Annotated in this window: 9 protein-coding genes and 1 pseudogene; 9 read left to right on the forward strand and 1 reads right to left on the reverse strand. The window is 71.7% G+C overall.

Annotated features, from left to right (window positions below; genetic code table 11):
* From ACESL7_RS07175 to recN, 8 genes and pseudogenes are all read left to right on the forward strand, one after another.
* Positions 1-417 (forward strand): annotated as a pseudogene (locus ACESL7_RS07175) (UDP-N-acetylmuramate dehydrogenase); the annotation flags it as partial.
* 112 nt (positions 418-529) lie between these two features.
* Positions 530-1,465, forward strand: a complete 936-nt coding sequence (locus ACESL7_RS07180; protein ID WP_372892633.1) for a D-alanine--D-alanine ligase — start codon at positions 530-532, stop codon at positions 1,463-1,465.
* Positions 1,453-2,340: a cell division protein FtsQ/DivIB gene (locus ACESL7_RS07185; RefSeq protein ID WP_372892634.1), complete on the forward strand. Its 888-nt coding sequence runs from the start codon at positions 1,453-1,455 to the stop codon at positions 2,338-2,340. The genes ACESL7_RS07180 and ACESL7_RS07185 overlap by 13 nt, the downstream gene beginning before the upstream one ends.
* Before the next feature lie 6 nt (positions 2,341-2,346).
* Entirely contained in the window at positions 2,347-3,681 is a 1,335-nt protein-coding gene (gene ftsA / locus ACESL7_RS07190; RefSeq protein WP_372892635.1) for a cell division protein FtsA, read from the forward strand.
* A gap of 177 nt (positions 3,682-3,858) precedes the next feature.
* Positions 3,859-5,454 carry a cell division protein FtsZ gene (gene ftsZ / locus ACESL7_RS07195; protein WP_372892636.1) on the forward strand — a complete coding sequence of 532 codons (1,596 nt, stop codon included), beginning with the start codon at positions 3,859-3,861 and terminating at the stop codon, positions 5,452-5,454.
* A gap of 220 nt (positions 5,455-5,674) precedes the next feature.
* On the forward strand, positions 5,675-6,601 hold the full coding sequence (lpxC, locus tag ACESL7_RS07200; RefSeq protein ID WP_372892637.1) for a UDP-3-O-acyl-N-acetylglucosamine deacetylase: 927 nt from the start codon (positions 5,675-5,677) through the stop codon (positions 6,599-6,601).
* Between the two features lie 111 nt (positions 6,602-6,712).
* Entirely contained in the window at positions 6,713-7,564 is an 852-nt protein-coding gene (locus ACESL7_RS07205; RefSeq protein WP_372892638.1) for an outer membrane protein assembly factor BamD, read from the forward strand.
* 19 nt (positions 7,565-7,583) lie between these two features.
* Positions 7,584-9,236, forward strand: a complete 1,653-nt coding sequence (gene recN / locus ACESL7_RS07210; protein ID WP_372892639.1) for a DNA repair protein RecN — start codon at positions 7,584-7,586, stop codon at positions 9,234-9,236.
* A 74-nt stretch (positions 9,237-9,310) separates the two neighbouring features.
* On the opposite strand, the gene ACESL7_RS07215 is transcribed toward recN, so the two are convergent.
* Positions 9,311-10,561 carry a Coenzyme F420 hydrogenase/dehydrogenase, beta subunit C-terminal domain gene (locus tag ACESL7_RS07215; protein WP_372892640.1) on the reverse strand — a complete coding sequence of 417 codons (1,251 nt, stop codon included), beginning with the start codon at positions 10,559-10,561 and terminating at the stop codon, positions 9,311-9,313.
* A gap of 287 nt (positions 10,562-10,848) precedes the next feature.
* On the opposite strand from ACESL7_RS07215, the gene ACESL7_RS07220 reads away from it, so the two are divergent.
* A partial coding sequence (locus tag ACESL7_RS07220) for a cytochrome-c peroxidase (protein WP_372892641.1) occupies positions 10,849-11,649 on the forward strand: 801 nt, incomplete at its 3' end.

Below are 11,649 nucleotides of genomic sequence, written 5' to 3' on the forward strand. Positions count from 1 at the left end.
GGCGACCCCGAGGCGCTGCTTGCGCGGATGGCGGAGCAGCTCGCCCGGCGCGACGCGACGCAGCCCACGAAAGAGCGCACCGCCGGCTCGACCTTCCGCAACCCCGCCGGGTTTTCCTCGACCGGCCGGGCGGATGACACCCACGATCTCAAGGCCTGGAAGCTGATCGAGGAGGCGGGGATGCGCGGTGCGCGCGAGGGCGGCGCGGTGATGTCGGAAAAACACGCCAACTTCCTCGTCAACGCCGGGGGCGCGACGGCCGCGGACCTCGAGGCGCTGGGCGAGCGCGTCCGAAAAAGGGTTTTCCAATCAAGCGGAATAGAGCTAGACTGGGAAGTCATGAGGGTCGGTCAACCGGCCCCCGACGAGAGCCGGGACGACGCAGAAGCCCGGCGCGACCGAGGCAGGCGCGACTGAGGCAGACAGCAGTCCGCCGCACACCAAGACCACACGGCCCGGCCGGCATCCGCCGCGCGGGGTATGACAATTCGGGCCGAGACCCGAGGGGCAGTGCGAGGCGAGCGCGGGGATGTCGGGCAGGACACACCCCAGAGTGGCGGTTCTGATGGGCGGTCTTTCGGCCGAGCGGGAGGTGTCGCTCTCCTCGGGCCGCGAGTGCGCCGCGGCACTCCGGGATGAGGGCGTCGAGGCGGTCGAGATCGACGCGGGCCGCGACCTGCCGGCGCGGCTGGCCGAGGCGGCGCCCGACGTGGTGCTCAACGCCTTGCACGGCCGCTGGGGCGAGGACGGCTGCGTGCAGGGCCTGCTCGAATGGCTCGGCCTGCCCTACACGCATTCCGGCGTCCTGGCCTCCGCCCTCGCCATGGACAAGCAGCGCGCGAAGGCGGCCTTCGCCGAGGTCGGCCTGCCCGTGGCCGAGAGCCGGATCGTGCCGCAGGCCGAGGCCGAGGCGGCGCATGTCCTGCCGCCCCCTTACGTCATCAAGCCGAACGCCGAGGGCTCCTCCGTCGGCGTCTACATCGTGGAGAGGGAGGCCGCGGCGCCGCCCGCGCTCGGCCCCGAGATGCCCGCCGAGGTGATGGTCGAGGCCTTCGCGCCCGGGCGCGAGCTGACGACGACCGTGCTCGGCGCCGGGCCGGTGCAGCGCGAGGCGCGCGCGCTCGGCGTCACCGACATCGTGACCGAGGGCTGGTACGACTATGCCGCCAAGTACACCCCCGGCGGCTCGCGCCACGTCCTGCCGGCCGAGATCCCCGACGAGATCGCCGCGCTCTGCGAGGACTACGCGATCCGCGCGCATGCCGCGCTCGGCTGCCGGGGGGTGAGCCGCACCGATTTCCGCTGGGATGAAAGCCGGGGCGCCGAGGGGCTCGTGGTGCTGGAGCTCAACACGCAGCCCGGCATGACGCCCACCTCGCTCTCGCCCGAGCAGGCGCGCGCGGCGGGCATGGGGTTCGGCGCGCTCTGTCGCTGGATGGTGGAGGATGCGTCATGTGGCCGCTGACCCGGCGCCGGGCCGCGGCGCCCCGGCGCGATCCGGCGCCGTCGCGCTGGGCGTTCCGGATGCAGCGGGTCATGCTCACGCCGAGCGTCCGGGTGGCGCTGCGCATGGGCCTGCCGGTCGCCGCCGTCGTTGCGGCCGGCGCGCTCTGGCTCGGCGATGCCGCGCGGCGCGACCATCTGCTGGGCCATGTCGCCGAGGCGCGTGCGGCGATCGAGAGCCGGCCGGAGTTCCGGGTGGAGCTCATGGCGATCGACGGGGCGAGCGTCGACCTCGCGGAGGAGATCCGCGCGACGCTGCAACTCGACCTGCCGACGACGAGCTTCGACCTCGACCTCGACGCCCTGCGCGCCGAGGTCGCCGCGCTCGCGCCGGTGAAATCGGTGAGCCTGCGCATCCGCCCCGGTGGCGTCCTGCAGCTTGCGGTGGAGGAGCGCACGCCGGCCGTGGTCTGGCGCAGCGCCGAGGGCCTGCGCCTGCTCGACACCGGCGGGCACGTCGTGCGCGAGATCGCCGCGCGGGCGGACAGGCCCGACTTGCCGCTGATCGCGGGGGCGGGCGCCGACGGGCACGTGACCGAGGCGCGCGCGCTTCTGGCGGCGGCGCGGCCGCTCGCGCCGCGGGTGCGCGGGCTCCTGCGCGTGGGCGAGCGGCGCTGGGATCTCGTGCTCGACCGCGGGCAACGGATCATGCTGCCGGTCGATCGCCCGCGCGATGCGCTCGACCGCGTGATCGCGATGGATGGCGCAGAGGATCTGCTGGCGCGGGACGTGGCGGCGGTGGACATGCGGCTCGCCGAGCGGCCGACGCTTCGGCTCAATCCGCCGGCGGTGGACGAACTTCACCGCATCCGGCGGATCGAATGGGGAGAGGACTGAGGCGGCATGAACGAGCTCTATCAATCCCAGCGCGCGATGCGCGCGATGCGCAAGGCGGCGATGCAGCGCGGCGTGGTGGCGATTCTCGACGTGGGCACCTCCAAGATCGCCTGCCTCGTGCTGCGCTTCGACGGCGCCGACGGCGCGCGGCCCTCGGACGGGGTCGGGCCGCTGGCCGGACAGGCGGGGTTCCGCGTGATCGGCGCGGCCACGACGCGCTCGCGCGGTGTGCGTTTCGGAGAGATCGCGGCGATGCAGGAGACCGAGCTCGCCATCCGCACCGTGCTCAAGACCGCGCAGAACATGGCGCAGATCCGCGTCGATCACGTGATCGCCAGCTTCTCGGGCGCCGAACCGCGGTCCTACGGCCTCGCCGGGCAGGTGGAGGTCGCAGAGCAGACGGTGAGCGAGCAGGACGTCGCGCGCGTGCTCGCCGCCTGCGACGTGCCCGACTACGGCGAGGGGCGCGAGGTGCTGCACGCGCAGCCGGTGAACTTCGCGCTCGACCACCGTACGGGGCTCTCGGACCCGCGCGGGCAGATCGGCAACACGCTCGCGGCGGACATGCACATGCTGACGGTGGACGCGCAGGCGGTGCAGAACCTCGCGCACGCGGTCAAGCGCTGCGACATGGAACTCGCGGGCCTCGCCTCCTCGGCCTATTGCGCGGGCATCTCGGCGCTGGTGGAGGACGAGCAGGAACTCGGCGCGGCCTGCATCGACATGGGCGGCGGCGCCACCGGCGTGTCGATCTTCATCAAGAAGCACATGATCTACGCCGACTCGGTGCGCATGGGCGGCGATCACGTGACCGGCGACATCTCGATGGGGCTGTCCGTGCCGACCTCGGTCGCCGAGAGGATCAAGACCTTCCACGGCGGGGTGGTGGCCACCGGCATGGACGACCGCGAGATGATCGAGATCGGCGGCGACACCGGCGACTGGGAGCACGACCGGCGCAGGGTCAGCCGCGCGGAACTCATCGGCATCATCCGTCCCCGGGTCGAGGAGATCCTCGAGGAGGTGCGCGCGCGCCTCGACGCGGCCGGCTTCGAGCATCTGCCGAGCCAGCAGATCGTGCTCACCGGCGCGGCGAGCCAGGTGCCCGGCCTCGACGGTCTCGCGGCGCGAATCCTCGGCCAGCGGGTGCGCCTCGGCCGGCCGATGCGGGTGCACGGGCTGCCGCAGTCGGTGACGGGGCCCGGCTTCTCGGCCGCGGTCGGCCTCTGCCTCTTCGCCGCGCATCCGCAGGACGAGTGGTGGGATTTCGAGATTCCCGCCGACAGCTACCCGGCACGAAGCCTGCGCCGCGCGGTGCGATGGTTGCGCGAGAACTGGTAACCCCCAGATGTCCGCAAGCCGGCAAAATACCGCTAATGATAGCCAAATCCGCGCCATATTTGGCGGGTTTCGGCGCTTTTTCTCGTGACGAATTGGCGACAAGTCGATAGGATCGCCCCAGACAGGCAGATCCAGGGCTCGCGAAACGGGGCCGGACAACGACAGGCGGACAGAGCGATGACACTCAACCTTTCCCTGCCCGGGCAGGAAGAGCTGAAGCCCCGGATAACCGTCTTCGGGGTGGGCGGTGCCGGGGGCAACGCCGTCAACAACATGATCGACAAGGAGCTCGGCGGCGTCGAGTTCGTGGTGGCGAACACCGACGCGCAGGCGTTGCAGCAGACCCGCGCCGAACACCGCATCCAGCTCGGCGTGAAGGTGACCGAGGGGCTGGGCGCCGGGGCACGGGCCAGCGTGGGCGCCAAGGCCGCGGAGGAATCGATCGAGCAGATCGTCGATCACCTCGCCGGGGCGCACATGTGCTTCATCACCGCCGGCATGGGCGGCGGCACCGGGACCGGCTCGGCGCCGATCATCGCGCAGGCCGCGCGGGAACTCGGCGTGCTGACCGTCGGCGTCGTGACCAAGCCCTTCCAGTTCGAGGGCGGCAAGCGGATGCGGCAGGCCGAGGAGGGCGTCGAGGCCCTTCAGAAGGTCGTCGATACCCTCATCATCATTCCGAATCAGAACCTCTTCCGCCTCGCCAACGAGAAGACGACCTTCACCGAGGCGTTCTCGCTGGCCGACGACGTGCTCTACCAGGGCGTGAAGGGGGTCACCGACCTCATGGTGCGGCCGGGCCTCATCAACCTCGATTTCGCCGACGTGCGCGCGGTGATGGACGAGATGGGCAAGGCCATGATGGGCACCGGCGAGGCCGAAGGCGAGGATCGCGCGATCCAGGCCGCCGAGAAGGCGATCGCCAACCCGCTCCTCGACGAGATCTCGCTGCGCGGCGCCAAGGGCGTGCTGATCAACATCACCGGCGCGCACGACCTGACGCTCTTCGAGCTCGACGAGGCGGCGAACCGCATCCGTGAAGAGGTCGACCCGGACGCCAACATCATCGTCGGCTCCACCCTCGATACCGAAATGGCGGGCATGATGCGTGTCTCGGTCGTGGCTACCGGCATCGACGTGACCGCCGAGCAGCAGGACGTGCCCGTGCCGCGCCGCCCGCTGTCGCGCCCGCTGGATCGGGCCGAGACCGAACAGCCGGCCGAGCCCGACCGGACGGAGGCGCCGGCCGCGCCCGAGCCCTACGAGGCACCTGCCGCGGCCGAGGTGGCCGAGGCTGCGGAAGAGGGACCGCTCTTTGCGCAGGCCGAAGTGACGGAGGAGCCGGTCGAGGACGATCTGCCGCCGCCCGCCTATCAGCCGCGCCACGCCGAGACGGAGGGCCCGGCCGCAAGCGTCGAGACGGAGGATGCCTCCGAGCGCTTCGTCGCGTCGCAGCCGTCGTCGCCGGGCGCCCCCTCGCCGGAGGCGCGGGCCCGCCTCGAGCAGGCCGTGCGCCGCGCCCCGCGCCCCTCCGGAGAGGCCGCGCGCGAGGTCGAGGACGCGCCGGCCGAGCGGTCGCGCTTCGGGATCAATTCGCTCATCAACCGGATGACCGGAAGCGAGTCGGGGCAGAAGGCGCCGGCGCCTGCGCAACGGCGCACGCCGCCCGCACTCGGCAGCGCCGAGAGCGCGCCCTACGATCACGACGACGAGCAGGATCCGGATCAGGAGCGGATCGAGATCCCGGCCTTCCTGCGGCGTCAGGCGAACTGACGCGCCACGCAGGCGCAGCGTCTTGTCGGGGCCGCCTTCGGGCGGTCCTTTCACGTTGAAAACGGATGTGATTTCCGGTGCCTGCGTTCCGATGCGGCACTGTTGCAGAGCGTCGCAAAGCGTGAATTGAGCTTCCCGCGCCAGGCGCGTTAACACGATCCTCACCATAACCCGGGCGACGCGGGCAGGGCGTCGCGGGTGGTGATCGGGGGCAGCAACCGTGCAGAACACAGTCAGACAGAACGTGCGCTTCGATGGCGTCGGCCTGCATTCGGGGCGACCGGCGCGCATGGTGATCCGGCCCGCCGCGGTGGACCATGGCATCCGGTTCCGGCGGATGGACGTCACCGAGGCCGGAACCGACCCGGTCGTACCGGCGCACTGGGAGGCGGTGACAACCTCGCCGCTCTGCACGCGGCTGGTCAACGGCGCAGGCATCTCCGTCTCCACCGTCGAGCACGTGATGGCGGCGCTCGCCGGCACCGGAATCCACAACGCGCTCGTCGAGATCGACGGTCCGGAAGTTCCGATTCTCGACGGCTCGGCCGCGCCCTTCGTGCGGGCGCTCCTCGCCTGCGGGGCGCAGCGGCTGCCGGCGCCTGTGCGCGCGCTCGAGGTCCTGCGCGAGGTGCGTGTCGAGACCGAGACGGGCTGGGCCGCGCTCTCGCCCGCGGAGGGGGTCGAAATGGCCTTCCACATCGACTTTCCCGATCCGGCGATCGGACAGCAGGACCTGGCGCTCGATCTGGGCAATGGCGCCTTCGTGCGCGAGCTTTGCGATGCGCGCACCTTCTGCCGCCAGCAGGATGTCGAGGCGATGCGCGCGGCCGGGCTCGCGCTCGGGGGCACGTTCGACAACGCGGTGGTGGTGAACGGCGCCTGCGTGCTCTCCCCGGGCGGTCTGCGCCGCGCGGACGAGGCCGTGCGGCACAAGATGCTCGATGCCGTGGGCGACCTCGCGCTTGCGGGCGGCCCGGTGCTCGGGCGGTACACCGGTCACCGTGCCGGCCACGCGCTCACCAATGCCCTGCTGCGCAAGCTTTTCGCGACGCCGGGTGCGGTGCGCATGGTGACCTGCAGCGGCGCGCGGGCAGCGCGCCTGCCGGGCGTCGGCGCCGATCTCGGGGAGATGCCGGCGGTCGCCTGACGCGGGCGCGCCGCGGGTGCAAAGACGTTTTGCCTCGCAATCAACTGTGCTAGGACCGGCGCGAAGAAGCGCGCGCCGCGGGTGGCGGCGCGCGGATGGGGTGGAGTGCGGATGACGGGCACGAAGGTGCTGAGCAGGGCAATCGCCGCGGGACTGCTCGTGGCGCTGGTGGCAGGGTGCGGCGACCGGCCGCCCGGCGGCGTCGACGATGATGCGCCGCTCGACTCCTTCAGCGCCGAACAGATCTTCGAACGCGGGGAATTCGAGCTCGCGCGCAACCGCCACGAGGACGCGGCCTCCTATTTCTCGGAGATCGAGCGGCTGTATCCCTATTCCGAATGGGCCGAGCGCGCGCTCATCATGCAGGCCTTCGCCTGGCACGAGGAGGGCAACTACGAGGAGGCGCGCGCCGCGGCGCAGCGCTATCTCGATGTCTACCCCGCGACCGACGATGCGGCCTATGCGCAGTACCTGCTGGCACTCAGCTATTACGATCAGATCGAGGATGTCGGCCGCGACCAGGGCGTCACCTTTCAGGCGCTTCAGGCGCTCCGCGAGGTGATCGAGCGCTACCCGGAAAGCGAGTACGCGCGCTCCGCGATCCTCAAGTTCGAACTGGCCTTCGACCATCTCGCCGGCAAGGAAATGGAAGTCGGCCGCTATTACCTGAAGCGCGGGAACTATGCCGCGGCCGTGAACCGCTTCCGCGTGGTCGTCGAGGATTTCCAGACCACGACCCACACGCCCGAAGCGCTGCACCGGCTGGTCGAGGCCTATCTCTCGCTCGGGCTCACCGACGAGGCGCAGACCGCGGGGGCGATCCTCGGATACAACTATCAGGGCTCCGACTGGTACGAGGACAGCTACGCGCTCCTGACGGGTGAGGGGCTGGAACCCGAGGCGCGCGGCGACAACTGGCTTTCGGCCATCTACCGGCAGGTGCTCAGAGGCGAATGGCTGTGAGACGCGGGGCGTAGCCTGCATGCTGCGTGCCCTCGACATCCGGGACATGCTGATCATCGACCGGCTGGAGCTTCGCGCCCGGCCGGGTCTCAACGTGCTCACCGGCGAGACGGGGGCGGGCAAGTCGATCCTGCTCGACTGCCTCGGCTTCGTGCTCGGCTGGCGGGGGCGGGCGGAGCTTGTCCGCGAAGGCGCCGATCAGGGCGAAGTAGTGGCCGAGTTCGCGCTCACGCCCGATCACCCCGCGCATGCCGTGCTCGCCGAGGCGGGGCTGCCGGACGAGGAGGACACGCTGCTTCTGCGCCGGGCGAACCGGCGCGGCGGCGCCAAGACCGCCTGGGTCAACGACCGGCGTGTCTCGGGCGAGATCCTGCGCCGGCTCTCGGAGACGCTTGTCGAACTCCACGGCCAGCAGGACGACCGCGGCCTTCTGGACCCGCGCGCGCATCGCGGCCTCCTGGATGCCTTCGGCGGGCTCGAGGAGCCGCTCGCCGCGGTCCGCGCCGCCTGGGGTGAACGGCGCGCGGCGAAAAAGCGCCTGGAGGAGGCGGAGGCCGCGCTCGCCGAGGCCCGCGCGGAGGAGGAGTATCTCCGCCATGCGGCCGGCGAACTCGACGATCTCGCGCCCGAGCCGGGCGAGGAGGAGGCGCTCGACGCCCGCCGCCGCATGATGCAGGGCGCCGAGCGCGTGCGCGAGGACGTGGCGCGCGCGCAGGCGGCCCTCGGCCCGCAGGGCGCCGAGGGCGCGATGGGCGACGCGCTGCGCTGGCTCGAGGGCGCGGCCGAGACGACCGAGGGCCGGCTCGAGGAGCCGCTCGCCGCGCTCTCCCGCGCGATGGTCGAACTCGGCGAGGCGGTCTCGGGCGTCGAGGAGGTGCTGCAGGCGCTCGCCTTCGATCCGCTGGAACTCGAACAGGTGGAGGAGCGGCTTTTCGCCATCCGCGGCCTCGCGCGGAAGCATCAGGTGATGCCCGACGAGCTGCCGGATCTGGCCGACCGCCTGCGCGCGCGCCTCGAGGCGCTCGACGCGGGCGAGGGGGAGATCGCGCGCCTGCGCGCCGAGGCGCAGGAGGCCGAGGCCGCCTATGCCGCCGCCGCCGGGGCGCTCACCGCCGCGCGGCAGGAGGCGGCCGGGCGCCTCGACGCCGCGGTGACGGCCGAGCTCGCGCCGCTGCGGATGGAGCGCGCGGCCTTCGAGACGCGCATCGCGGAGGCCGAGCCGGGGCCGGAGGGCCGCGACGCGGTGCAGTTCATGGTCGCGACCAATCCGGGCGCACCGGCCGGCCCCCTCGACCGCATCGCCTCCGGCGGGGAGCTCAGCCGCTTCCTGCTCGCGCTCAAGGTCTGCATCGCCGCGCACGACCGCGGCGTGACCATGATCTTCGACGAGATCGACCGCGGCGTGGGCGGCGCAACCGCCGACGCCGTGGGCCGCCGGCTCAAGGCGCTCGCCGACGGCGGGCAGGTGCTGGTGGTGACCCATTCGCCGCAGGTCGCGGCGCTCGGCGCGCATCACTGGCGGGTGAGCAAGCGCGTGGACGACGGCGTCACGCTGACCGACATCGCGGCCCTCGACGCCGCGGGCCGGGTCGAGGAGCTTGCCCGGATGCTCGCCGGCGACCGCATCACCGCCGAGGCCCGCGCCGCCGCCGAATCGCTGCTGGCAGGGTAGGGTGCGTGCTTGCAGGCACCGCTACGGACGTGGTGGCGCAGGTGCGTGCAAGCACGCACCCTACGCCGGGCCGGTCAGCCTCCCTTGTCGCGCTCGCCAGGCTCGGGCGTGAGGCCGTAGCGCGCGGCGAGCCGCCAGACGTGGTCGGGCACCATGTTCTTCATCTTCGCGGGATGCGCGCGGCGCAGGTGCAGAACGGTCTCGATCGCCTTCATCTCGACCCGCGTGCGGGCGAACTCCAGCCCGCGCGGCCCTGTGCGCGGCTGCAGCCAGGCCACGATGGGCCGCACCCAGTTGGGCATCCGGCGCAGCGGCAGGCCGCCCGCCGCGCGTTCGGTGTTGACCATGAAGCCCTTCACGGCCGCGTCGCGCTTGCCCTTGTCGGTGAGCGGCGCGGTTGTCAGCCGGTCGCCGAGCGCGGCGAGCATCTCCTCGCCGCGGGCGTTGCGCGCGATCACCCATTGCTCGCCGTCGCCGGCCATGTAGCCCACCGTCACGTCGGCGAGGCGATTGGTGTAGTCCACGCAGGTCTTGCAGGTCATCGGGAAGAAATCCGCCGGAAGGTCCGAGAGCGGCAGTTTCAGAAACGGGATGAAACGCGGCTTGCGCCCGTCGTCGAACCGCAGCTCGACGCGGTAGTCGGCGCGGAACTCCAGATAGCTGATCGTCTCGGGCCGGTCGTCCAGCCGGGCGAGGAAGTGGTGGAAGTTCTCGGTCGTCGTGTTGTCCGAACAGGGCGTGCCGATCACGTAGATGCGGTCGAAGCCGAGTTCGTCCTCCAGCGCGCGCAGCGCGTAGACCTGGCAGGGGATGCCCACCAGCGCGATGCGCCGGTGCCCGGCCGCGCGCGCGGGCTCAAGGAGCGCGAGCGTCGGCGCGTAGCCCATCCGCATCCCCCGGCAGCGCGCCATCGCGTCGGGGTCGGTCACGATCACCGGCTGCGGCTTCCAGCGGTCGTCGGGGTGCGGCGCGACGGCGAGGACCGCGTCCACCGTACCGCTGCGCAAGAGCTCGGCGGCGAGCGCGGTGGTGATGCCGGTCCATTGCGCGCCGTCGGCGGGCGGATCGAGGCGCGCGCGCCACATCGCGCGGGCGACGCCGAAGAAGGCCTCTTCGCCGTGCTCCGGGTCGGCGGCGCGGCCGTGCGCCTTCGCCTCGAGGCCGGGATAGTCGGGGCGGATGAACTGGCAGGCCCGCCCGCAGGCCCGGCCGTCGTCCATGCGCGAGACGCCGCAGTCAGTGCAGAGGCCGGGCCGGGCCGCGCCGCCGAGCGCCGGCGCGGCGATCCCCGCGGGGAGGTCGAGGTCGGACGGGGGCAGGGTCATGCGCGGCTCCGGTCGCTTGGCGCGAGTGTCGACTCGGTCGCCTCGAATTGTCAAGTTTTCCTGACAGATCGCAGTTGATCGCGAAAGCGCGTGCCGCCACGCTCCCCCGGTTGCGGGCGTTGTCGCGGGCGCGAGGACCGACCGGCGCGCGGGCGAGCGTCCCGCCGCGCCATTCGCCGAACGGATTTTCAGGATGCGTCCCGGACTTGACGCAGGTCAAGGAAGCGATCCCCGCCCCGGGCGATGAGTGAGCGGAAACGCACGACCTACGGACCAAGGAGGCCCGCATGAAATCCCTCAAAGCCACGCTGGCCGGAAGCGCTGCCGCGCTCGCGCTGGCCAGCCCCGCACTGGCACAGGAAGAGCTTCGCGACTGGGCGCTCGACATGTTCAGCCCGGTGCCCTCGACCGTTCCGGCGCTCGAGGGCAACGTCGTCACCCCCGAGAAGATCGATCTCGGCAAGGCGCTCTTCTTCGACCCGCGCATGTCCGCCTCGGGCGTGTTCTCCTGCAACTCCTGCCACAACGTGGGCACCGGCGGCGACGACAACATGCCGGTCTCGATCGGCCACGGCTGGCAGACGGGCCCGCGCAACTCGCCCACGGTGTTCAACGCCGTCTTCAACGAGGCGCAGTTCTGGGATGGCCGCGCCGCCGACCTCGCCGAGCAGGCGAAGGGCCCGGTGCAGGCGGGCGTCGAGATGGCGAACACGCCGGAGAACGTGCTCAAGACGCTGAACTCGATGCCCGAATACGTCGAATGGTTCGAGGAGTCCTTCCCGGCGGAGGATGACCCGGTCACCTTCGACAACTTCGCCAAGGCCATCGAGGCCTTCGAGGCGACGCTGATCACGCCCGCGCCCTTCGACGCCTGGCTCAACGGCAACGACGACGCGATGACCGAAGAAGAGGTCGCGGGCCTCGAGACCTTCCTCGAGGCGGGCTGCGCGAGCTGCCACAACGGCGTGAACCTCGGCGGCAACGGCTATTATCCCTTCGGCCTCGTGGAGCGTCCGGGCGCGGACATCCTGCCCGAGGGCGACAAGGGCCGCTTCACGGTGACCGAGACGGTGGACGACGAATACGTC

Origin of the sequence: Rhodosalinus sp., assembly GCF_041685465.1 — a bacterium.
Classification (GTDB): domain Bacteria; phylum Pseudomonadota; class Alphaproteobacteria; order Rhodobacterales; family Rhodobacteraceae; genus Rhodosalinus.

Excerpts from the sequence above, each read along its gene's own strand:
- recN (WP_372892639.1), top strand. The coding sequence starts at position 7,584 with ATGCTGCGTGCCCTCGACATCCGGGACATGCTGATCATCGACCGGCTG.
- ACESL7_RS07180 (WP_372892633.1), top strand. The coding sequence starts at position 530 with ATGTCGGGCAGGACACACCCCAGAGTGGCGGTTCTGATGGGCGGTCTT.
- ftsZ (WP_372892636.1), top strand. The coding sequence starts at position 3,859 with ATGACACTCAACCTTTCCCTGCCCGGGCAGGAAGAGCTGAAGCCCCGG.
- ftsA (WP_372892635.1), top strand. The coding sequence starts at position 2,347 with ATGAACGAGCTCTATCAATCCCAGCGCGCGATGCGCGCGATGCGCAAG.
- ACESL7_RS07185 (WP_372892634.1), top strand. The coding sequence starts at position 1,453 with ATGTGGCCGCTGACCCGGCGCCGGGCCGCGGCGCCCCGGCGCGATCCG.
- ACESL7_RS07215 (WP_372892640.1), bottom strand. The coding sequence starts at position 10,561 with ATGACCCTGCCCCCGTCCGACCTCGACCTCCCCGCGGGGATCGCCGCG.
- ACESL7_RS07205 (WP_372892638.1), top strand. The coding sequence starts at position 6,713 with ATGACGGGCACGAAGGTGCTGAGCAGGGCAATCGCCGCGGGACTGCTC.